Below are 23644 nucleotides of genomic sequence, written 5' to 3' on the forward strand. Positions count from 1 at the left end.
TGCATTTACCATGAATGAATTGGCTAGCCTATATTTTGACAATGCAGCAACAACTTCTTTAGATGAACGTGTGCTGGAGGAGATGTTACCTTACCTAAAAAGTAATTTTGGCAACCCTTCCTCGGCGCATAGTCATGGCAGGGATGCCAGGGCCGCATTGGAAAAAGCCAGAAAAAAAATTGCAGGTTTACTCAATGTCAGTCCCGGAGAAATCATATTTACTTCAGGCGGCACTGAGGCCGACAATATGGCCATTTGTGGGGCAATTGCCACTTATGATATAAAACATATCATCACCTCTCCCATCGAACACCATGCCGTTTTGCATGTAGCAGAACAATTGGCTGAAAAGCAGAATATAAAGCTAAGCTTGCTTGATTGTGACAAAGAAGGCAGGCTAAATATGGAGCAATTGACCAAACTTTTGGAGAGTGAGCCCAACAGTTTGGTGAGTTTAATGCATGGAAACAATGAAATTGGAAATCTGAATGACATAAATAAAATAGCTGATCTGTGTGAACGACACAACAGCTATTTTCATTCAGACACAGTTCAAACAATGGGGCATTACCCCCTCGATTTAAAAACAATTCCAATTCATTCTCTCTCCGGTTCAGCACACAAATTTCATGGACCAAAGGGAGTGGGATTTATTTATATCAATAAAAATAAAAAAATTGACCCCTTAATTTATGGAGGTGGCCAAGAGAGAAGTTTTAGAGGAGGGACTGAAAATGTAGCCGGCATTATTGCCTTGGCAAAAGCCCTTGAATTGTCTTATGAAAACCAAGCGAGGCATGCAGAAGAGATTCTGGCGGTAAAAACCTATTTTAGGGATCAAATAATAAAAGCCATTCCGGGAGTAACCTTCAATGGTTTGTCGGCTAATCTCGACGAAAGCCTGTATACCATTCTTAATGTAAGCTTCCCTCCATCTGAAAGCAACGAGGGTATGCTTTTGTTCCACCTGGATCTAAATGGGATCTCCGTATCTGGAGGGTCTGCATGTTCTAGTGGTGCTCAACTAGGCTCACATGTTCTGAATGCACTTGGCACAAATCCAGGTAGAGAAAACGTTAGGTTTTCATTTAGCCGCTTCAATACTAAAGCTGAAGTTGATCGTGTGATAAAAACATTGACTGATTTGTACCTTCCTTAAATCAAGCTTACTTAAAAGGCAATCGGGCCAAATCCACATTACCTCCTGATAGAATAATGCCCACATTTTGATCGGCAAACAATTCATTGTTTTTCAGAACAACCGCCAATGGCAAAGCACTACTTGGCTCAATTATAATTTTCATACGCTCATAGATCAAGCGCATGGCTGATACAATCTCTTGATCTGTAACGGTAAGAATTTTATCAACATCCTTCAAAATAATTTTAAAATTCAACTTTCCTAAAGAGGTCAGCAGCCCATCAGCAATCGTATTAGGCGATTGTACGGGTATTCTATGTCCCGCTTCAAAAGACATTTTAGCATCATTAGCCCCCTCAGGTTCAGCTCCGATGATTTTGGTGGTTGGAGAATAAAATTTTGCAGCCAATGCAGTCCCAGCCAATAAGCCTCCCCCACCTACCGGGGCAATTAAAAAATCCAAAGATCGATAAGACTCAAAAAGCTCTAGGGCACAAGTAGCCTGACCTTCCACCACATCGGAATGGTCGTAAGGAGGTATAAAAGTGGCTCCATACCGATTTACTATAGCTTCTAATCCTTCCTCTCTTGCCTTTAAGTTAGGTTCGCATTCAATTACTATTCCTCCATACCCCTCCACAGCATCTCTTTTTACCTGAGGAGCATTTGAAGGCATCACAATATAGGCCGGAATATCGGCCATTTTTGCCGCTCGAGCCAAAGCAGCTGCATGGTTACCGGAAGAATGGGTAGCCACTCCCTTGCTCCTTATCTCAGGAGCCATTTTAAGCACTGCATTGGCTGCCCCCCTTGCTTTAAAAGCACCTACTTTTTGAAAATTTTCACATTTAAACACCAAATTACAACCAGCCATTCCACTGATGGTTTCTGATAGCATCACCGGAGTGCGGTGTATCATACGATCAATTCTTTCTCTTGCTTTTAGAATACTATTGCCCGATATATTTGGCTGTTCTTTCATATTTCAAAATTGCAGATTATCTAAACAATGGACAATTAATCCACAAGGATTATCTACTGAGAATAAAAATAGCCACTGTCCATTTGCAATAAACTATATTCCCTATATTGAAAAAAATTTTTGACTTACATTTGCATATTATTTGAGCAATATGTCAATAAATCACCTGGAATTTTACCCGATAATGGGAGAAGTGCTGAATGGAAACAACACCATTTGGCTAGACATGAGCACAAACAATTTGAGTTTAAAGGAAATTGATCTTTTAGACACGCAGGCTTTTGAGCGTTATGTCACCGGTCTATTGGCCCAAAACAATAAGGTTTTTGGCATTGGAGGGTATTTGGAGATGCGCAGCATTTACCAAAGAAGTAGTGTGTTTGAAGACAGCGCTGCAAATAAATTCAGAAATATTCATCTTGGAATAGACATTTGGTCCGCTGCCGGAACTGCAGTCCATTGCCCCATTAATGGAGTCCTCCATAGTTTTCAGGACAATAAGGGCTTTGGAAATTATGGGCCGACAGTAATCCTCAAGCATTCATTCCAAGGAAATAATATTTATAGTCTTTATGGACACCTAAGCCATAAAGACTTGCTGCATTTAAAAGTAGGGCAGACATTTGAGAAAGGAGAGAAAATTGGGCATCTTGGTTCATCTCCGGAAAATGGCAATTGGCCTCCACACCTTCATTTTCAATTGATAAAAAATTTAGGCAGGAAATCAGGAGACTATCCGGGCGTATGTTCTAGCACAGAAAAGGAATGGTACCAAGATAACTGTCCGGACCCAACAGTATGGCTTGGCTTACAAGCTGAGAATAATAATAGAAAATTACATAATGAATCCTATAATTAAAGAAATAAGCACGTTTCGTAAACAATTGCATCAGGAACCGGAAATTTCAGGAGAAGAAAAATACACATCCCGAAAAATCAAGTCCTATTTCGAAACTTTATCACCCGATGAAATTGTAGAAGGCTTGGGTGAGCATGGTTTGGCCGTTGTTTTCAATGGGGATGAGAAAGGGCCAAGCACGCTATTTAGAGCTGAACTCGATGCTTTACCTATCACTGAGAATAACGACTTCACCTATAAAAGCAACAATCCAGGAGTAGCCCATTCCTGTGGGCATGACGGACATATGGCAATACTTTGTGGCATTGGACTGACATTAAGTAAACAAAGGCCAAAAAAGGGGCGAGTGATCTTATTGTTTCAGCCGGCTGAAGAAACAGGAATGGGTGCAAAAGATGTCATAGCATCACCGAATTATAATAAAATAAAACCGGACTTCGCCTTTGCACTACACAACCTCCCCGGTTATACTTTGGGTGAAGTGGTATTAAAAAAAGGGGCATTTACTGCTGCCTCTAAAGGTATGATCATTGACTTGAAGGGAAGAACTAGTCATGCAGCCCACCCGGAAGACGCCATAAGTCCCGCAAATGCAATTTGTCAATTGATTTCAGGATTACAAGAGCTCCCAAAACAGATGCCTGGTTTTTCCTTGGTAACTATCATTCATGTCCAACTGGGTGAAGTGGCTTTTGGCACCACACCGGGAGAGGCCAAAGTGATGGCTACCCTTCGGACTTTTGACAATGATATCATGGCAAACTTGACAGATAATGCTTGCTCCATATCACGCAGAATTGCAGCTGATCAAGGCTTGGAATGTTCCATTAGTTTCACTGAAGAATTTCAAGTGGTGGAAAATGAAACGAAAGCCGGTGATCTCGTAAACGAAGCAGTCGATAATTTGGGATTGCAAAAAAGGCAGGCAACAGAACCATTTCGATGGTCTGAAGATTTTGGAGTATTATCGGCCACTACCAAAAGTTATCTTTTTGGTTTAGGTGCCGGAGTCAACCATCCACAACTACATGAAAACAGTTATGACTTCCCTGATGAATTGCTACCCACGGGAATTGATATATTTTGCACAATTATACAAAGATTAAATCATTAAAATAATGGAGCACACCTCATTCCTGGCGATTAGTAAAAGTGCATATAATAACAATATACGGTTTATAAAAAGTCAAATAGGAGAAGACGTAACCATCTCTTCAGTAATTAAGGGAAATGCTTACGGTCATGGGATAGAAAATATTGTAAAAATTGCTGAAAATGCAGGCATAAGGCATTTTAGTGCTTTTAGTACAGATGAGGCCATTAGGGCTCAAAATGCTTCAAAAAAGAACAGCCAGATCATGATAATGGGAATGGTTGAAAATGAAAACCTTCCCTATTTAATAGACAATGGTATTAGCTTTTATTGTTTTGAAATGGATAGGCTAGAAGCAGCCATAAAAAAAGCCAAAGAGCTGGGTAAAAAAGCAAAAATCCATATTGAGGTAGAAACAGGCTTTCATCGAACAGGTTTTGAATGGGAGGAAAAAGAAGAACTCTTGGCTAGTCTGCTAGAGAATAGCGACCATATACAGCTATGTGGTTTGTGCACCCACTATGCTGGTGCAGAAAGTGTGGCCAATTATGTTAGAATACAGAACCAGATCAAGCTATACCATAAATTCAAAGATTGGTTCAATAGTAAGGAAATTGGCTTTGACAGGTATCACACCGCATGTTCAGCGGCCTCCCTAAGCTACCCAGAAACCATCATGGACATGGTAAGAATTGGTATCGCTCAATATGGATTTTGGCCTAGTCAAGAGACCTATATGTTTAAATTCAAGCAACTGGCTCCCAACAAAAAGAATCCGCTAAAGCGACTAATTAGCTGGAAGAGTCAAGTCATGAGTCTCAAAAAAATAAAAATAGGAGACTTTATTGGTTATGGCAACAGCTATATGGCATCGAGAGATATGCTTATCGCCCAAGTACCGGTGGGATATTGCCATGGGTTCGGAAGAAGCCTAAGTAATCTTGGAAAGGTATTGATTCATGGAAAGGTGCTATCTGTGGTTGGCAATGTCACCATGAACACCATTTCAATAGATGTAACAGACCTGAAAAAAGTCAATAAGGGAGACGAAGTTGTCATCATTGGCCGCCAAAAAAGAAATGAAATTACTGTTGCCTCTTTTGGTGAGTCCACTCAGCAGGTCAATTATGAACTATTGACCAGGCTTCCTCATGATATTCCAAGAAAAATTGTTACATAATTCGTTTTTAGAATGGTGTTTGTGGTACTATTCAAAAAGGGATTTTAATCCCGTATGTATAACAAAACCCATCATACAATGAATTTATATTTCAAATCAGGGCTTTTCCTATTGTTTACCGTATTCCTTTTTTCTTGCAATTCAGAACCGGTAGAGTTAGCCGACCATGATTGGAAGGTGACAGACCTCTCCGGATCACCGGCGAGCAAAAGCGAATTGGCAAAACTCTCTTTGGAGTTTAAAGACGGTAAGGAAATCGGTGGATTTGCAGGTTGCAACGATTATAGAGGTGGCGCAACTTACAATGAGGAGCAGATTCAGTTTTCTACTTTATATACAGACAATAGGTCCTGCAAACTTAAGCAACTGGAAAAAAGATTTTTATCCAACCTGGAATCAAGTAAGCAATACTCCTATTATGCCGGCAAACTCATCTTACAAGATGAAAGTGGAAATATTCTTGTAGAACTGGAGCAGCTATAATTTTGCATCCGGAACAATCTGCTGCCTGCACCAAAGAGAGCTGCATGGCCTGCGAACAATAGTACAATTTCAAGAAATCTTTTAGGTCTTGGATGGCTTATGCCTAGTTAAAAATAATTGTACGATTGCCTACCACTTGAATTTTCCTCGCCAAGTGGTATTTGATGGCTTTGGAAAGGACAACCTTTTCCACATCCTGACCTATTTGCACCAGTTCATCAATGGTATTGTGGTGGCGAACCCGTGCCACATCTTGCTCAATGATTGGCCCGGCATCAAGCTCTTCGGTAACATAGTGAGCGGTAGCACCAATGATTTTCACACCACGTTTATAGGCTGCATGATAAGGTTTCGCCCCCACAAAAGCAGGTAAAAATGAATGGTGAATATTAATGATGCTGTTGGGGAAATTCTTTATAAAGTCCCCTGATAAGATTTGCATGTACCTGGCCAAAACAACAAAGTCTACCTGATGCTCTTTCATCAGTTCCAGCTGCTTTTTCTCCTGCTCCAACTTGTTATCCTTGGTCACAGGCAAATGATAATAAGGAATGCCAAATGCTTTTACTACTGGCTCCAGATCCGGATGATTGGAAATCACCAAAGGAATCTCCACATTGAATTGGCCTGAATAATATCGGCTCAAAATATCAAAGAGGCAATGCGATAATTTGGAGACGAAAAGTGCCATCTTAGGTTTGGGAAAATTGAATGAAAGGGAATATTCCATTTCATATTTGATCCCTACATTTTTTTTGAATTCTTGCAAAATGGAATCCTTTTCAATGGCAAAGGTTTCCAGCTCCCACTCTGCACGCATAAAAAAATCACCTAATTCTTCATCGATGTACTGATCTACGGCTAAGATGTTGCCATTGTTTTCGTAAAGAAATTGAGATACAGCGGCTACTATACCTTTGTTATCCTTGCATTGTACAATTAAAATGGCTGTATGCATTTTTATAGTGCTATTGTGAATGAATTAATTTTATTGAGCAAGGGAGTTATTAGTCGAGTAAAGCAACGATATCCTCCTGGTTCAGGCTCTTTATAAAGCTCTCTTCGGTACTAATCAATTCACCTGCGAGGGCCATTTTACGCTCCTGAAGTTCCATTATTTTTTCTTCAACAGAATTACGAGTGATAAATTTGTATATAATGACTTTGTTTTTTTGCCCTATTCGGTGAGCCCTATCAATGGCCTGCGCTTCTACGGCCGGATTCCACCAAGGGTCCAGCAGAAATACATATTCTGCTTCTGTTAAGTTGAGCCCTACGCCACCTGCTTTTAAGGAAATCAGAAAAACTTTGATATCCGGATTTTCTTGAAAGGAAGCCACTTCCTTTTGCCGGTCTACAGTCGCTCCATCAAGATAGGCAAAAGGTATTTTTTCATCATTTAGAAAATCTTTAACAATGCTGAGATGTTTTACAAATTGACTAAATATCAAAACTTTATGGCCTTCGCTGACAGTAGACTTCACCATATGAGAAATATCTTCCAATTTCCCTGAATCTCCATTATAACTATCATCTGCCATCCTGGGATGATTGGCCATTTGCCTCAATTGAGTTAGCCCACGCAACAAGGTAAGCGATTTTTGGGATTTACCGATCTTTGCCGCTTCATCAATGATCTGTTCTCTGAAGTAGTTCTTCACATCTTCATAGGCCTGCTCCTGATCAGGTGTCATAGACGAATATTTAACGTTTACAACTTTTTCAGGCAGGTCGGTAGCAACCTGAGACTTTAATCTTCTCAAGATAAAAGGCTTGATCATAGCATTGAGCTTCAATATTTTATCTTTGTCATTCTTTTTTTCAATAGGCAATAAAAATTGCTTTTTAAATGCCGTCTGGCCTGCCAATAGCCCTCTATTGATAAAATTCATCTGTGACCACAGATCCATTGTCCCATTTTCCACCGGGGTACCGGTAAGTATTAATTTGTGGTTACTTTTCAATTGCACCACAGCCTTGGAAATAATACTGTCTGGATTTTTTATGGCCTGACTTTCGTCAAGAATAATGTAATTGAAATAAAATTCCTTAAGAACATTAATATCTAATCTTGTGATCCCATAAGAAGTAAGCACTAAGTCATAACGTTCAAATAACCTACAATCTTTTACCCGCTGAGTACCTGTATAAATCAGGATTTTTAATTTTGGTGTAAATTTCCTGGCTTCAAGCTCCCAGTTATAAATCAAGGAAGTTGGCATGACCAGCAAAGAGGTGGTTCCTTCAGAACGCTCCTTTTCCATGGCCAACAGAGCCAATGTTTGGACGGTTTTTCCCAACCCCATATCATCTGCCAAACAGCCCCCAAAATTGTAGTCATTTAGGAAACGCATCCAGTTATATCCGGCTTTTTGGTAAGGCCTCAAGGTCCCCTTAAAATAGTTAGACAATTCATAATCTTCAATTGTAGAAAAGTCCTTTAACTTATTTAATTTCTCGCTTAAGCCGAGTTTGACCAGGTTGCCTTTTTCCAACTCCTGAGCCAAGGCTATATGGTGTTTCTTTAATTTATATTTTCCATCGGTATTCTGCTCCTCTTCAATAAAGGAAAAAATCTCCCCATAATTTACAAACCAAGACTTTGGAATAATCCCCACCTCTTTATTCGGTAATTCTATTTCAGAATTTCCTTTGAGCAATAACTTCCTAAACTTCTGAAAAGATATTTCATAATCGCCAAAGGAAATAACAGCTTCCACATCAAACCAGTCAATTTTTTCCTTTATTTTAACCGAAATTTTAGCAGTACCCATAAAGTATTTCTTACCGGTATCATTGGTGGTTTGCTTGATCTTTATCCCTAAATCTTCTAGTTGAGGTCTATGGTTGATAATCCATTCATAGGCTTCCCGTTTGGGCATAGATTGTCTCCCGGCACGGACTGTTAGCCCATTATTCTTCAGGAAATCACCGTAGAAGCTTTCCTTTTTTAAGTTTCTTACTACTTTATAGAACACATATTCATCACCAATTTTCTCAATCTCAACATTGGTTGGCTTGACTTGGTCTGCCCTAAAAGAATAATCTCCGTAATGATACCTTAGGTCAAATACCATTTTCTCTTCTTCCTCCTCGGCGATCTTTTTGCCAAACATATCCACCGAAGGGTTTCTGGGCAACTCTCCAAGGTAGAGTACAGGTTCAGGATTGTCTCGCGCTACTTTTATTTCAAACCCTTTGGCATATACATCAAATGAAGCAACAAGCTGCGTGACAAACTTCCGGTAATAAGAATCCTCCACTTTTCGCGGAATAACAATAAACCTTTTGTTTAAGAAAGGCCTTAATTTTTTTCCATCTACCGCTTTTTCAAAACTCACCAACATGGAGTCCACTACTAGCCAAGCCGGTTGATGGCAAATTAAATAACTGCCCTTATACTGCCACTCCAGCTTCTCACCCTGGTATTTTATGGTAGGAAAGTAATGGGTGTTCTCTTCATTTCTTCTAAAATGAAACAAAACAGAGGCTTTTTCTGGCATGATAGCAATTTCTTTCCATACCGGATTTCCGTCATTCCCCATTTCAAAAAGCCTTTTTTTCTGGATTTTATCCAAAATCTTAGACCTTGTAATTTCAAGCTTCCCTTCTATAAGTTTCTGAACTTCCTTATTAGCCTGAGTGGCATGTTCTTGATCAAAGACTTTCCTTAAAAACTCCTTGGGTTTGGTGTTTTTTACATTGTACTTTTTGACAATGGCTTCCTGCTGCATGCTGTCCATCAGCTTAATTAATTCCAGATCGGTATCATCAAGCCCCTCACCAAACTCTCTTGCATTTTGATAAGAAATGTTCTGGTAAGCAAATGACAATCTCCCTTTTTCATCCAATTGGATAGCAAAAGATTCAAAAAGAATCCCTAATAACTCATGGTTAAAAAGGGAGTAAACGATTTCAAATGGCTTATCGGAAGCTACTTTCATTAAAACAAGATTTAAACTAAATGGTGTTTTTTAAAAATTGGCAGTTTGCAAATTACAGAATTATTTAAAAGAAATAAATAAATACTGCATTTAAACCTTACAGATGAAGGGTAGTCTTCACTTTAGAGGCGATCAATGCCGGTCTGTAAGAGGCTATCATCGTGATTACTACCACACTGACACTTGTATACAAAAAATCTGTCCATTGCATTTTCACCGGATAGGCATCTACCACAGAAGAAGTTACCCCCAAAGATACCAGCCCATAATTGTCTTGGACCCAACATATCAAAAACCCCAAAACCAGACCTACCAAGGCCCCCGAAAAAGCAATAATTGCCCCTTCTTTTAAGTAAATGGAACGAATCAATTTCTTTGTCCCTCCCATTGCTAAAATAACAGCTATGTCTTTTTTCTTTTCTATGGCCAGCATACTCAGTGAGAAAAAAATATTAAAGGATGCCACAGCCAAAATAAAAGTAAGGGTAAGGAACACAAATAATTTCTCCAAACGAATGGTCATCAAAAGACTTGCATGCTGTTCATCACTGTCTTGCACTACAAACGCTTCTCCCAGTAAATCTCTCAATTCTGCCTTCACTTTTTGAACATTGTAATCAGGAGATACCATTATTTCCAGGCCTGTTCTCCTATTTCCATATTCCAATAAATTAGAAGCAAAATTTAAAGGAACAATCAAATACTCATCATCAATTTGCTTTTCAACACTAAAAATTCCTGCTGGCTGTATCACTTCCCGGTTGTACATACTGGAAGGGTCAATGCTTCCCGATTTAGGATCCTTGGGATAAAACACCTGTATCAACTCAAATTCATTATCCAAATTGAGCAATAAAAAGTAGGACAATCCCCGCCCAATCAAGGCCTGTGGTCGCTTTTCTTCCCCCAAACTCATCTCTCCACTTAGGTACCCTGCCTTAAATCTATCTTGGGCGATAAAATTGTCTGAAACGCCTTTTAAAGTGGCTACGACCTGATGCTCCCCGTATCGTACCAAGGCATTGTCTTCAATCACCTCTGTTAAAATTTCCACACCTTCTATGGCTTCTATTTGCCCTAGAAAGCCATCATCTACTACAAAGGATTTGCCTTCCATAGGCATTACCTTTAAGTCAGCATCGAAAGAGGCATACAATCCTTTGATCAGGTCCTCTAGCCCATTGAATACAGACAATACCACCACCAAGGCCATGGTTCCCACAGCCACTCCAACCATCGATATTCTCGATAGTACGGTGATAAAATTTTTCTTGGCTTTACTTTTGAAATACCTGGATGCTATAAAGTAGGAGAGATTCAATGCTTGATTTAATTAGCCGAGTTGATTTTGCAAAAACAATCTTAAAAATGAAAATATTAACCCGTATTTACAATTAATTGTTTTCCTCATCATCTTCATTCTCTTTCTCCGGGGCTTCAGGAATGTCTAGTTTGGAGATTACACCATCCATATGTTGCGCATAGGCAGCCGACTCATCCAAAAAGAAAGCCAATTCGGGGATAATCCTTACCGATTTACCAATTCTTCTGCCCAGAAATTTCCGGATTTGGCTCTTGTTTTCATCCACCTTTTCGATTAATTCCGCGGGTTCAGCCAATAAAAAGCTCAAATTAATTTTTGCCAAACCCAAGTCTGGGCTCATCAAAACACGAGTAACGGTGACCATGGCCTTACCCACAATTGGCCTGCCCTCTTTCTGAAATATCTCCCCCAACTCTTTTTGGATCAATTTGGAATATTTTTGTTGTCGTTTACTTTCCATTTTTAAATATTTAATCGTTACAAATTTAGTGAAATATACGGGTAACCTTTAATTTCGTAAATTGAGTTTAAAATAAATATAGACCTTGCTGGAATTTTTCAAAATTAATGACCCACTGCGAATGGTAGGAATTCTTTTCCTTTTCATTTTATTGCAGACACCCTATTATTTAATGGACATCCCTACCTTGCAACCGGAATTCATCTGGAAACTATTAGGGCAGCAAATCAAGTCAGGAGATTTACTTTATGTAGCAATCATTGACAATACGGGCCCTTTTTCAGCTATTGTCTACTGGCTGAATGGCACTATGTTTTCCAACTCATGGCTATCCTTCCGTATTATAGCATCTGTCATCCTATTTTTTCAAGTGTTTTACGCCAATCATATGCTCATTGAAAACAATGCTTATGATGAATCCAATTATTTACCGGCGTTCATAATGCTGGTATTGTACCAACTTTCTTTTGACTTCATGACCCTCTCCCCAGCTTTAATGGGAAGCACATTTGTTCTGTTGGCCTTATCTAAATTATTAAGTCAAACCTCTGTTAACACAAACACCGTACCCTCTGTGTTACTTATGGGAATATATGCCGGAACAGCCTTTTGTTTTCACTTTCCCTATCTCTTATTTTTACCCTTGCTAATTTTTTCAGGGTTACTTATCAATGGATTCTCTTTTCAGCAACTTGCACTGATTCTTACAGCATTCTTATTGCCTACGGCTTTCTGTGCCTTGTTTTTCTTCTGGCATGACGCTTTACCTAATTTTATTGAATTGTATTTTACCCTGGCCTTTAAGCTAGATAAAATCTACCATGTCAGTTTTAAAGACCTTAGTTATATCTATTTCCTGCCTTTGATCATTGCAATCATGGGGTACTTGAAAAACAATATACTACGAAGGTTAACGGTCAACCAGCAAAAGCAAAACCATTTGTTTATGCTTTTCCTTCTCTTAAATATTTCCATGTTTTTTTTAATGGATAGGGTAAGCCCTTTCCAGTTTATCAGTATTGTACCTGTATTGGCCTATTTTATCACCCATTTTTTCTCAATTGCCAAAACCAAACTTGCGCAAAATGTTTTGGGATATAGCTTATTGTTGATAATACCTTTGATAGGATACAGCTGGACCTTTTATTTACTAAACGACAATTCTTTTAGTAAATACAAACTGGAGAATTCTGCTACCCATGCTATCCCTGACGGTGAAAAAGTAATGGTTTTGGGTAGTGACCTGGCACCTTATCAAAACACAAACATGGCCAGCCCTTACCTTAACTTCAGGCTTACAGAAATCTATTTTGACAAAATGGGAGAGAGGAAGAGAAAAATCAGGTTTTACCAAGACTTAAAAAAAGAACAGCCGGAAATCATTATTGATGAGGCAGGAGTTTTCGACGAATGGATCGATGACCTACCAAAAATAAAACCCCTATACAGCAAATCCAATAATGGTTTGATATATAGGGGTAATCAAGAATAAACCTGAAACTTTTTATATTATATTAACAGGGTATTTTCCCTACTCTTCGGGCATGTCTTCCGCCCTCAAATTCAGTGGTAAGGAAAGTATCTACCATTTTCTCTGTCAATTCGAAGCTTACAAATCTTGCCGGGATAGAGATTAAATTTGCATCATTGTGCTGCCTTGAAAGGGCTGCCAATTCCTCATTCCAGCAAATAGCGGCCCTAATTTCTTGGTGTTTATTTGCCGTGATGGCCACACCATTCCCACTGCCACAGATGATAATCCCACGTTTCATCTCTCCAGAAGTCACTGCATTACACAATGGGTGGATAAAATCAGGATAATCCACCGACCCCTCTGAAAAAGGACCAAAATCCTTTACTTCGTAACCTTTCTTTTGGAGGATCTCTATCAACTTTTGTTTATAGGTGAATCCTGCATGGTCACCTCCTATAGCAATTATTTCTGACATAACTATTGTTTTATAACTTGTCTTCCAGCTCTTCTTCTCTGCGTTTCTTTTCCAAACGTTTGGCGATGATGATACCCGCTTCATAAAGCACCAATATAGGCATGGCAATTAGTATTTGACTGATTACATCCGGTGGAGTGATCACTGCAGACAATACTAAAATCACTACAATGGAATGCCTTCTATAAGCCTTGAGCATGGCAGAAGAGACAAGCCCGGCCTGGGTCAGGAAATAAATAACTACCGGAAGTTGAAACATTACTGCTGATGCCAATACCAACATGGATAAAGTTGACACATAGGATGTAATATCAAACTCATTCGCAATAGAAGGATCAAGCTGGTAGTTGGAAAGAAAGTTTATTGAAAGTGGAGATAAGATAAAATACCCAAAACTTGCACCCATGAAAAACAGTAGGCTCACAAAGAAAACTGCTCCTCTGGCAGCATTTCGCTCCTTTGCATATAGCCCAGGACTGATAAACCTCCATACTTCCCAAAATACATAAGGAAAAGCGGCAATCAAGCCTACCACCAAACTGGAAGTAATGTGCATGGAAAACTGCCCTGTCATTTGCCTACTTTGGATAATAAAAGGGAGCTTCTCAATACATAGGGCCGGAAGATAAAATAGTTCAGACAACTTACAAAGCATTCTGTAAGTCACAAAATCTACTTTCGAAGGCCCAAGAATTACCTGACCAAACACAAACCCCTTAGAAAGGAATGCAAGGACCATAAAAATTAGAATCGCCGATATCGATCGCAATAAATGCCATCTCAACTGTTCTAAATGATCCAAGAAGGACATGCCATTCTCTTCTTCCTCTTCTTCGTTATATTGATCGAGTGCCACTTATTTCTAATTTAATATAAAGGAAATTGAACCATCCAGTCGTTAACAGCCGCTTTAATCTCTTCTAACTTAGTCTCATCTTCATGATTCATAAGTGACTGGTCGATCAAATCCACAATTTTTAACATATCAGCTTCTACAAGTCCACGTGTCGTGATGGCTGCAGTACCAATACGCATTCCGGAGGTTACAAATGGAGACTTGGTATCAAATGGAACCATGTTTTTATTAATGGTGATGTCCACTTTACCAAGTGTGTTTTCGGCAATTTTGCCTGTTAGTTCTTTGTTTCTAAGGTCTATTAACATCAAGTGATTGTCTGTACCTCCTGATATTAATTGATAACCTTTTTCAACAAATGCTTCAGCCATAACTGCTGCATTTTTCTTTACCTGAATGATGTAATCCAAATATTCATCAGAAAGCGCCTCTTCAAAAGCAATGGCTTTGGCTGCAATAATATGTTCTAAAGGACCACCCTGGGTGCCCGGGAACACCCCTGAATCCAATAAAGCCGACATTTTCCTTAACTCTCCCTTTGGATTTTTTAGACCAAATGGATTGTCAAAATCTTCTCTCATAAGGATCAAACCTCCTCTAGGACCTCTAAGGGTTTTATGAGTGGTGGTGGTTACCACATGGCAGAATTCGAGCGGGTCATTGAGCAAACCTTTGGCTATTAACCCTGAAGGATGTGAGATATCAGCAAGTAAAATCGCTCCTACCTCGTCTGCTATTGCTCTTAACCTTTCGTAGTCCCAATCACGGCTGTAAGCAGATGCACCACAAATCAATAATTTAGGATTAACTTCTCTGGCTTGTGCTTCAACTTTATCGTAGTCTATCACGCCTGTTTCTTCCTCCACACCATAAAAGTGGGGATCATATAGCTTTCCTGAAAAATTTACCGGTGAACCATGAGTAAGGTGGCCACCATGTGAAAGATCAAAACCTAAAATGGCATCTCCTGCTTTTAAACATGCTAAAAACACTGCTGCATTGGCTTGTGCTCCGGAGTGAGGTTGAACATTTGCCCAGGTTGCACCAAAAAGAGCTTTGGCTCTATCTATAGCAATCTGCTCAATATCATCCACTATTTCACAGCCACCATAATACCGTTTCTTGGGAAGACCTTCAGCGTATTTATTGGTAAGCACGCTCCCTGCTGCTTCCATAACTTGCTTACTAGTGAAATTTTCAGAGGCGATCAGCTCTATTCCTCTTTTCTGTCTGTCCTCTTCCTTTGCTATCAGGTCAAATATTAATTGATCTCTTTTCATGTAATGATCTGTTCTATTCACTGAGTTCACATCCTTACCTACCTACGTAAAAAGAATGTAAATCAGACTTGATTCTAATTCGAATGCCAAAATTACTCTTAAACAATGTATAATCCAATTGTCTTTTCAATTTGATTGTTGGTAAAATCAATATATTTCAAGCTTTTGCTAACAATAATCCTATCAATTATATCAGCTCTAGAAAATTATTGCCTTTTTTGGAAATATTGAGGACTGTAGAATATTAATAAGCTGAACGGTAATCTTAACATCAAGCTCCTTATCAGTGAAAACGAGTCAAAAATTATGCTTAGACCTTAGTTAGCAATAAGAGAAAATTCAACAGCTACCCACTAAAAAGAAAATTTTCCATAACCTCAAATCAATTGATAAGTGCCTGGTTTTTATTTCGAATTAGCGGTTAAATGATATATATTTGCCTGAATATGAATTTTGACTTTCAACCAAAGACGTATTTCAATGAAACCGCTACCAATGCCCTGATAGCGAAGCTTACTTATCCCGAAAGTCAATGGGGAGAGGAAATCTGCATTTTTGCTACTTCGGTAGATGGAGTAATTTATTTTGAAATAGTCGATTTTTATGGAAATGAATATTCAATAAAACCCAGTGAATGCAGAAATCCCCTACCATTACAGGAATTGATTTTACTGATAGAATCGATGGAGGTGGATAAGAAAGGAGAAATGGGAGGAATTAACGAAACCCTCTTGGGCATTCCCGTTGCGGAAAGCACGCTTTACCCACAGTTAAAGCTTTATTTTGATCAAAAGAGAACCCATTTCGGATTCGTTTGAATAATATTTTAGGCCTTCTTTCTTAAAATTGGTCGCCCAAACTGATTTTACATGGGCTCAAAGATTCCAATACTATGGCAAACATACTTATCGTTATCACCTCCATTCTCATAGGTTTGATTCTACAGAAAGTCAGAAATTTTCCGGTAGAAGCACCCAAGGCATTGAATGCTTATTTGATATATGTGGTTTTACCTGCTGTCTCTTTGTTGCACATCTCAAAGTTGAACCTAGGTTTGGAATTGCTACTGCCGGTATCGGTGGGATGGATTATTTTCACCATAACCTGGATTCTTTTTGGCTACTTAGGCAAACGTTTTGGCTGGGACAATAAAACCATTGGATGCCTGATTATATGCGGGGGGCTTTCCAACACCGGTTTTATTGGTTACCCTGTGATCGAAGCCATATATGGAGCTGAAGGACTAAAAATAGCTGTCCTTATTGATCAAACCGGCTCTTTTCTAGTGGTCAGTAGCCTTGCCATTATTGTAGCCTCTCTGTACGGATCGGAAAAAATGAGGAAAAGAGATATCTCCAAGCAAATGTTACTCTTTCCGCCCTTTTTATTCTTTATTCTGGCTCTTTTACTTAATATATTTCAAATTGAAATCAGAGGCGTGGTGGAAAAAGTGCTTGAGAGTTTCTCTGCAACGCTTACTCCCATCGCTTTAATTGCCGTGGGATTACAAATAAAAATTAAAGTTTCAGACATCAAGGACAATTACCTTTGGTATGGACTTGCCCATAAACTGATCCTAATCCCTGCTTTAATATATGTCATTTATCATTGGATTCCGGTGAATAACCCGGATCAAAACCTAATTTTTAAAGTAAGTGTCATGGAAGCGGCCATGGCCTCCATGATCACCTCTTCAATAATTGCGACCAATTACAATCTCCGTCCAAAACTAGCCTCACTTTTGGTGGGAGTAGGTATTCCTCTTTCGGTAATTACCCTTACCTTTTGGTTTTACCTCTTGGAATATTTTCGCTAGCCCTGGTTATTCGGGATTAGGCGTTTCTTTCTGCTCTGTAGTGGCCGGCTTATTCCTATTGGTGAATCCCTTGAGCAGGTTTTTCACCTCATTGACTGCTTTTTCTTTGGTCTGATCCACCAACTTGGAGGCTTCTTGAACCAAGCTGTCTTTGGCCACTTCAGATTTCTCCTTAAACTCTTGTTTTAAACTGTCTTCTTTTGCTTTGAAGTCAGCAGCAATTTTTTCTTGTACATCTTCCTTCTCTCCGCTTACTTTACTTTTCAAGGCATTAGAGATATAGCTGTCCAAAGTCTCAGAAGAGGCCAAACCTACATTCGGACGGGCATAACTACCACCAATATTAAAAGCCAATGGTACATTGGTATCTGACAAGTCAGCTCCAACTAAACTGGTAACCAAACCATTGATCTTTGAACCAAACTTACTCGCTGGAACATCTATGGCAACCAGATAATTGATCCGACCGTCAAAGCCGGTGCTACCCTGGATCTTTGCAGGGTAGTCCCATAATTGCAATTCAAAGGGAGGGATGTTCAGCATACCATCTTCTATTCTAGCTGAAATATTCATGGGCTTTAAACTAATGGTAGCCGTATCTTCCAATTTTGTCAAACTTGTAATCCCTTGGATAAGGGGACTATCTTTGATAGCCGTTTCGGCCAGTTTGATTAAGCCTGAGCCATCAAGGCTTGATAAAACAGGCATCATGTCCTGCCCCAATAAGCCGGAAAAAGAGAATTTTGTTGAGAAACTCCCTGTTACATGCTGTGCTATAGGAGCAAATGTTTGGACCGTCACAAACGACTTAAACGCATCTTGCACACCCAATTTACTGATATCCAGCGTCATGTCGAATGAGGGCTTTGTAATATCCTTTGAATTATAACTCCCGTCAAATGCGATTGAGCCTCCCAACATATTTGTTTTAAACCCTTCCAGAGAAAGTACAGCATCCTTGATCTTCATTTTCCCTTGCGCATTGTTAAGCGTAAGGTTATCATAAAAAATTTTGTCTGCTCTCACATCCATAATAAAATCAATATTATCAGGCAATGCAATGACCTCCAAAGAGGTAGTATCTTCATTGACGCTTTCAGTTTCTGTCACCCATTCATTGACGTTGAAATTACTAGAATAAACGGACAAATTCCCTTTGAGCTCATTTCCTTCATCACTTAATAAAAATGCCATATAGTTAGACAAAGTACCTGTAGCTTCCAAAGGGCTCTCTCCCAATCGGGCATCCATTTTAGTAAGATTGATAGCTTTTGGGCTGAAGTTGGCAGAAGCTTCATTGATTCTAATCCCTTGCGGATAATCTTTATCTGCATAATAAAAATCATTGACCACCATTTCCCCTTTGGTGTCAAGGGCTCCAAAACGGTTCGCCTCAATGGCAGCATAGCTTCCTTTAGCATCCAAGTCTGCCCGAATATTACCTTCCAGCAAGACATCTTCCATAGGAATAATTGTGGCAATCTTGCCTAAATCAACAGCTCCGTGTACGGCGAGATCATAATTCATCTCCTCCAGGTCACTAAACTTTAAAGCTCCTTCGATTTTCTCCCCTTCTAACTCAAAGCCAAATGAAGGAACATCAATGGCAAAATCATTCATTTGGCCTGTATTATTATTAGCTATTGCGCGCACATTAATATTATCTATGGGGGCCGGATAGGCCTCACTTTTCACATACCCGTTTGATAAATCAATATTCGCGTTGATTACAGGAATAATTTGTGCCACACTATCATACCTTCCTTTGGCGGTGGCATCAATGGCCAGCTTCCCCTTAAGCTCCATGTCTTCAATTGGGAAAATTGAAGACATTTCCAATAAATCCAATTCACCTTTAAGTTGGCCATCCATCTCATAACTGACCAAATCTTTTATTTTTAATCTTCCTGAAACCGGCTGTTCTCCAAATTGGAGGGCAAAAGTGGAGAGATCAATGCTCGTATAGTCCAGATCCCCAGATTCATTGACAACTTTTAAATCCATGTTTACATGCTGAACGGGTCTTGGAAGGTCTGGATACTGAAACATCCCTTCTTTTATTACAAGACCAAACTGAAAAGCAGGAAAAGAATTTTCATTGTAGGTTCCTTTTAATGCTCCGGAAAAATCCATTTCACCGGAGGTTTTCAGCTCATCAAATGAGGACGAATAAACCCCGGGAACCAAAGAAAGGGCACTTTTAAAATCATTGTCTTGTCCATAAAACTTGGCATCCATCTCTATATCATTCCCAGGCATAGCAAGATATCCATCAATTCCAAAACCAAAGTCATTCAATTTAAACTTTGCCTCTTCAACTCCAAACTTCATGTTTTCAAGGTCAACACTGATTTCCGAGTCTATGGCTAGTACTTTATTGGTCAAATATTCCACTCCTTCATAGGCCACATTGACAATATTCCCCTCACCGGCCACCATCAAATCATAAACATCAAGGGTGAGATCTCCACTGCCTTCAAAATTCATTTCAGACATAACCATTAGAAAATCCAGGGATCGATCATCATAGATAAAGTCAAGGTTTTCAATTTCAATTAAATCAATTCCCAATTGAAAGTTTGATGTGGTCGTGTCCACGACTTCTTCCTTTTCACTTTCATACATGATGTCATAATTGGCCTGCCCATCTTCTAATACCTTGACATAAAATTGTCCATCCTTCAAGCGAATTCCTTCCAAACTTGGATTGTCACTAAATATAACGGACCATATATCCAGATCAACCTGCATTTCCCCTAGATGCACTAAAGTGTCATTTTGGAAGGGTGGGTTGCCTTTAATTCCAAAATCCCCTAATCCTGCAGACAAGCTTGGAAAGTGACTAAAAACACTTAGACTAACTTTATCTCTGTCGTAGTATACAGTAGCATTCACACTCTTCTCAAGTTCTTCATCCAGCTTATCAAAGATTCTATCTTTGAAAAAATAGGGAACGGCCACCAAGACCAAAAGAATAAGCGCAAACAATGCAAAAATAAAATAAGCAATTTTTTTCATGGTGAATAAATTAATAGAAAAATTTAAACTTTAAGAAAATCTGATCTGAGCTCCTTTCATTGGCACACATACCCTGTTGATAATTTAAACGAAAATAGGCAATAAAGTTATTTGGGCAAGATCATTATTTTCAAATAACAATGCACTCCTTTTACTCGGAATCCAACAGTAGGAGAAACAATATATTTTGAACCTATATTGGTTCCTAGAAAAAAGGAAAACAGTGATTCAATAGAACAAACCACAATGGGGTTCTATTTGCTCAACTATGAACAACAAAAACGATACCGATAAAAACAAAGTATCCTAAAAAATAATTAAAAATTGGAGAGGGTGGCAACTAAACTGACATTAACCTAAAATGACAATCTCCGGCTTTGGCAGTAGATATCTCTTTACTAAGGTGGTAAACGGCCTCAAGTAAGGGAGCATTCTTGATTGTACCGGCATCAATTGCTTTAAAGCCTATCAGTTCAATTAATTTTTTTACTACCAATTTATCTTTGGTATCATCTCCGCAGAAGTAAGTTTCTTTGATCAGCTCCAAAGGGTCGGATTTGGGATAATCAAGCCCAAGGTTATTGAAGGCTTTGAATACGTGCTGATGTCCTGTCTCTTGCCTAATAAGCGTGGTGTTGCAAACCACACTTTCATCATTCACTCCATTTGTACTGTCAACAATCAACATATCCGGTGAACTGTATTCCTTAATGTATTTGCATACCACGGGCAAAAACTCGTTTTCACAACAAATGATTACCACATCTGAGTTTGAAATCACTTCAGCGTAGTTTAATACATTGTGGTTATGCATTTTTAGAATTCTCCATTCTACTTTCCGGGTACTGAATCCCTCCCTGACCCCGAAAGCCACATTCATTCCTCTAGCAATAAACTTATTGCCTAAATTTGTCGCCAAATTAGTACCGCCTAAAATTCCTATATTCATGTTATTCGAATTGTTAAATAGTGAACAGCCTATTTCGGTAAAATACGCGATGCTCAGCTAAAGTTGAACGAGGGGTGATAAGTCCGAAAAACAGGTTGTTAAATATTAAATAATTGAAAGCTAATCAATTGTAGCTAAATTACAAATTATTTTTTTACATATGAAATTAATTTCTTTGAATTATGTTTTTTGTAGTTAATCACAAGTCTTAAGAAGCAATTAATCCTACTTTTAAAGGAATTTTTCCGAAAGTGCCTTTTCAAAAACCCCATGTAGCTTGGTATTGGAGGCCAACATCTGTCCACCAAATATAAAATTATCTCCTCCGGAAAAATCGGTAACCTTTCCTCCTGCCTGTTTCACTATTAATGTTCCGGCAGCGACATCGTAAGATTGTAAATTATACTCCAGGTAACCTTCCACGCGGCCACAGGCCACATAGCATAAATCTACAGCTGCTGAACCCAAGCGACGAAGACCGTGGCTATTTTTGATAAAGAATTTCAGCAATTGTAAATACTCTTCCAGCTTCCCTCCATCATCATAGGGAAAACCTGCTGCCACCAAACTATCTCCTAAGGCATCGGCTTCACTAACCCTTATAGGTTTCCCATTGCAGGTAGATGCTGCTCCTTCATATGCTGCATAACATTCATCAAGGTTGATTTCATACACCACACCAACAATGATCTCAGATCCCCTGGCAAGTGCTATAGACACTGCGTACATCGGTATTCCATGAACGAAGTTGGTGGTACCGTCTAAAGGATCCACAATCCAGGTTAAAGGTTTATTTTTATCTGACCTTGTTCCTTCCTCTGTAATAAAACCCGCTTCAGGTACAATCTCAGCCAATTCTTTGACAATAATCTCTTCTGCACCTTTGTCTACATAGGAAACCAAGTCATTGAAGCCTTTTTGTTCAACTTTATTTAGGCTGAAACCTTTGCTTTCTTCTCTGATAAATGCGCCTGCCTTTTTGGCAACAGCTTCTACTTTTTTAGTAACTTCTTGGAGATTCATATTATTTTTTTCCTGCAACTGTTAATACAATTTCACCTTTGAGGGTGTGGGTTGAATAATAATCTATGAGTTCGGTAAGGCTTCCCCTTACATTCTCTTCATGAATTTTTGTCAATTCCCTGCTCACACATGCCTCTCTTTCAGGCCCGAAGACTTCAGAAAATTGATTCAGCGTTTTAATCAGCCTGTAAGGAGACTCATAAAACACCATGGTTCTACGTTCCTCTGCCAAACCTTCTATACGGGTTTTTCGGCCCTTCTTATGGGGTAAAAACCCTTCGAAAACAAATCGGTCATTCGGAAGTCCTGAGTTAACCAAAGCAGGGATAATGGCAGTGGAACCGGGCAAACTGCAGATCTCTATATCAGCAGCAATCGCTTCCCTCACCAGCAGAAACCCAGGATCAGATATTCCGGGTGTACCTGCATCGGTTATCAGCGCAAAAACAGTTCCCTGTTTCATTCTTTCTATAAGCCTGGCAATGCTCTTGTGCTCATTGTGAATATGGTAACTCTCTAGAGAACGTTTGATTTCGTAATGTTTTAGCAGCTTGCCTGAGGTTCTTGTATCCTCTGCTAAAATCACATCTACTTCCTTGAGCGTATCCAATGCCCTTAAGGTAATGTCCCGAAGGTTTCCAATGGGTGTAGGTACTAAATAAAGGCCAATTCCTGACTCCATGGACATATTAAATTAAACGGTCTATGGCTTGGGCTAATTCACGGTCTTTTTCAGTCACAGTGTTTCCCTTATCGTGGGTTGTAAGTTCTATGTCTACTTTATTGTACACATTGCTCCAATTGGGATGGTGTTGCTGAGACTCTGCCAATAGGGCTACCCGAGTCATAAAGGCGAAAGCTTCACTAAAATCTTTAAACTCAAAAGTTTTAACTAATTTATTATCGGCTTCTTTCCACATATTATCAAATATTTATAGTGCAATTACTCCTTTAATTTTTGCTGCTTTTTCATAAACATCAATGATCGACTGACTATTCGGCATCATTGATTTGATCGTCACGCTAACGTATTTACCCTTAGAGGAGGGTTTTAAAACCATTTCGTTGTTGGGCAACAAAACTCCAATCTCATTTTCTTTGCCATTGGGAACAATAAATTTAAACATGTACAAAGTAGGGAAACTGGTTTCTTTTTCCAGCTTCTCTTTGAAGGTTGAATTATTCGCTATTTTTTCCATCAATTAATCAACCAATTTTTCTTAAAATTAAATCCCTAGAAAGCAAAAAATCCCATTCTGAGTTCAGAATGGGATTTTTTTAACCTTT

General features: G+C 39.1%; 22 protein-coding genes. 8 read left to right on the forward strand and 14 right to left on the reverse strand.

Translation table 11 applies throughout. The features are described 5' to 3' along the window. Positions 1–10 precede the first annotated feature (10 nt). Complete coding sequence (locus ACYVHJ_RS13155) at positions 11–1159, forward strand: cysteine desulfurase family protein (RefSeq protein ID WP_460515489.1); 1149 nt, start codon at positions 11–13, stop codon at positions 1157–1159. Positions 1160–1166: 7 nt separating this feature from the next. Here the strand turns inward: ACYVHJ_RS13155 and ACYVHJ_RS13160 are convergent, their stop codons facing one another. Further along, entirely contained in the window at positions 1167–2123 is a 957-nt protein-coding gene (locus ACYVHJ_RS13160) for a PALP domain-containing protein (RefSeq protein WP_460515491.1), read from the reverse strand. A gap of 151 nt (positions 2124–2274) precedes the next feature. On the opposite strand from ACYVHJ_RS13160, the gene ACYVHJ_RS13165 reads away from it, so the two are divergent. The 4 genes from ACYVHJ_RS13165 to ACYVHJ_RS13180 all read left to right on the forward strand — a co-directional run bounded on the left by ACYVHJ_RS13165 (position 2275) and on the right by ACYVHJ_RS13180 (position 5738). Then, positions 2275–2982, forward strand: coding sequence for a peptidoglycan DD-metalloendopeptidase family protein (locus tag ACYVHJ_RS13165; RefSeq protein ID WP_460515493.1), 708 nt, complete (start codon positions 2275–2277; stop codon positions 2980–2982). Continuing rightward, complete coding sequence (locus ACYVHJ_RS13170) at positions 2966–4096, forward strand: zinc-binding metallopeptidase family protein (RefSeq protein WP_460515495.1); 1131 nt, start codon at positions 2966–2968, stop codon at positions 4094–4096. The genes ACYVHJ_RS13165 and ACYVHJ_RS13170 overlap by 17 nt, the downstream gene beginning before the upstream one ends. A 4-nt stretch (positions 4097–4100) precedes the next feature. Then, positions 4101–5255, forward strand: coding sequence for an alanine racemase (alr, locus tag ACYVHJ_RS13175; RefSeq protein ID WP_460515497.1), 1155 nt, complete (start codon positions 4101–4103; stop codon positions 5253–5255). Positions 5256–5333: 78 nt separating this feature from the next. Further along, complete coding sequence (locus ACYVHJ_RS13180; RefSeq protein WP_460515499.1) at positions 5334–5738, forward strand: META domain-containing protein; 405 nt, start codon at positions 5334–5336, stop codon at positions 5736–5738. A gap of 103 nt (positions 5739–5841) precedes the next feature. On the opposite strand, the gene purU is transcribed toward ACYVHJ_RS13180, so the two are convergent. The 4 genes from purU to rbfA all read right to left on the reverse strand — a co-directional run bounded on the left by purU (position 5842) and on the right by rbfA (position 11466). Further along, the gene (gene purU / locus ACYVHJ_RS13185) at positions 5842–6696 is read right to left on the reverse strand and encodes a formyltetrahydrofolate deformylase (protein ID WP_339905918.1); all 855 of its coding nucleotides are present in this window, start codon (positions 6694–6696) and stop codon (positions 5842–5844) included. 49 nt (positions 6697–6745) lie between these two features. After that, positions 6746–9682, reverse strand: a complete 2937-nt coding sequence (locus ACYVHJ_RS13190) for a DEAD/DEAH box helicase (protein WP_460515502.1) — start codon at positions 9680–9682, stop codon at positions 6746–6748. Between the two features lie 97 nt (positions 9683–9779). Continuing rightward, the gene (locus ACYVHJ_RS13195; RefSeq protein ID WP_460515504.1) at positions 9780–11003 is read right to left on the reverse strand and encodes an FtsX-like permease family protein; all 1224 of its coding nucleotides are present in this window, start codon (positions 11001–11003) and stop codon (positions 9780–9782) included. Between the two features lie 73 nt (positions 11004–11076). Beyond that, positions 11077–11466 (reverse strand): ribosome-binding factor A, encoded by a 390-nt coding sequence (gene rbfA, locus ACYVHJ_RS13200; protein ID WP_460515506.1) that lies wholly within the window; start codon positions 11464–11466, stop codon positions 11077–11079. Between the two features lie 121 nt (positions 11467–11587). Between rbfA and ACYVHJ_RS13205 the strand changes: the two genes are divergently transcribed. Beyond that, positions 11588–12958 (forward strand): hypothetical protein, encoded by a 1371-nt coding sequence (locus ACYVHJ_RS13205; RefSeq protein WP_460515508.1) that lies wholly within the window; start codon positions 11588–11590, stop codon positions 12956–12958. Positions 12959–12980: 22 nt separating this feature from the next. Here the strand turns inward: ACYVHJ_RS13205 and rpiB are convergent, their stop codons facing one another. From rpiB to ACYVHJ_RS13220, 3 genes are read right to left on the reverse strand one after another with little or no spacing between them, the layout of a single operon-like run. Then, positions 12981–13415 carry a ribose 5-phosphate isomerase B gene (rpiB, locus tag ACYVHJ_RS13210; RefSeq protein WP_339903423.1) on the reverse strand — a complete coding sequence of 145 codons (435 nt, stop codon included), beginning with the start codon at positions 13413–13415 and terminating at the stop codon, positions 12981–12983. A gap of 10 nt (positions 13416–13425) precedes the next feature. Next, positions 13426–14271 carry a twin-arginine translocase subunit TatC gene (gene tatC, locus ACYVHJ_RS13215; RefSeq protein ID WP_460515511.1) on the reverse strand — a complete coding sequence of 282 codons (846 nt, stop codon included), beginning with the start codon at positions 14269–14271 and terminating at the stop codon, positions 13426–13428. A gap of 11 nt (positions 14272–14282) precedes the next feature. Beyond that, positions 14283–15551, reverse strand: coding sequence for a serine hydroxymethyltransferase (locus tag ACYVHJ_RS13220; RefSeq protein ID WP_339903425.1), 1269 nt, complete (start codon positions 15549–15551; stop codon positions 14283–14285). 446 nt (positions 15552–15997) lie between these two features. Between ACYVHJ_RS13220 and ACYVHJ_RS13225 the strand changes: the two genes are divergently transcribed. Further along, positions 15998–16369 carry a UDP-glucuronosyltransferase gene (locus tag ACYVHJ_RS13225; protein WP_339903426.1) on the forward strand — a complete coding sequence of 124 codons (372 nt, stop codon included), beginning with the start codon at positions 15998–16000 and terminating at the stop codon, positions 16367–16369. Between the two features lie 74 nt (positions 16370–16443). After that, positions 16444–17367: an AEC family transporter gene (locus tag ACYVHJ_RS13230; RefSeq protein WP_339903427.1), complete on the forward strand. Its 924-nt coding sequence runs from the start codon at positions 16444–16446 to the stop codon at positions 17365–17367. A 6-nt stretch (positions 17368–17373) separates the two neighbouring features. Here the strand turns inward: ACYVHJ_RS13230 and ACYVHJ_RS13235 are convergent, their stop codons facing one another. From ACYVHJ_RS13235 to ACYVHJ_RS13260, 6 genes are all read right to left on the reverse strand, one after another. Then, the gene (locus tag ACYVHJ_RS13235) at positions 17374–20385 is read right to left on the reverse strand and encodes an AsmA family protein (protein ID WP_460515514.1); all 3012 of its coding nucleotides are present in this window, start codon (positions 20383–20385) and stop codon (positions 17374–17376) included. A 340-nt stretch (positions 20386–20725) separates the two neighbouring features. Continuing rightward, on the reverse strand, positions 20726–21334 hold the full coding sequence (locus ACYVHJ_RS13240) for an NADPH-dependent F420 reductase (protein WP_339905376.1): 609 nt from the start codon (positions 21332–21334) through the stop codon (positions 20726–20728). Between the two features lie 231 nt (positions 21335–21565). Continuing rightward, positions 21566–22357, reverse strand: a complete 792-nt coding sequence (locus tag ACYVHJ_RS13245; RefSeq protein WP_460515517.1) for an inositol monophosphatase family protein — start codon at positions 22355–22357, stop codon at positions 21566–21568. Position 22358: 1 nt separating this feature from the next. Further along, on the reverse strand, positions 22359–23039 hold the full coding sequence (gene rsmI, locus ACYVHJ_RS13250) for a 16S rRNA (cytidine(1402)-2'-O)-methyltransferase (RefSeq protein WP_460515519.1): 681 nt from the start codon (positions 23037–23039) through the stop codon (positions 22359–22361). Positions 23040–23046: 7 nt separating this feature from the next. Beyond that, on the reverse strand, positions 23047–23277 hold the full coding sequence (locus tag ACYVHJ_RS13255) for a 4a-hydroxytetrahydrobiopterin dehydratase (RefSeq protein WP_339905381.1): 231 nt from the start codon (positions 23275–23277) through the stop codon (positions 23047–23049). Between the two features lie 12 nt (positions 23278–23289). Beyond that, entirely contained in the window at positions 23290–23556 is a 267-nt protein-coding gene (locus ACYVHJ_RS13260; protein ID WP_303613004.1) for a DUF493 family protein, read from the reverse strand. Between the last annotated feature and the right edge of the window lie 88 nt (positions 23557–23644).

The organism is Cyclobacterium sediminis (assembly GCF_054781075.1).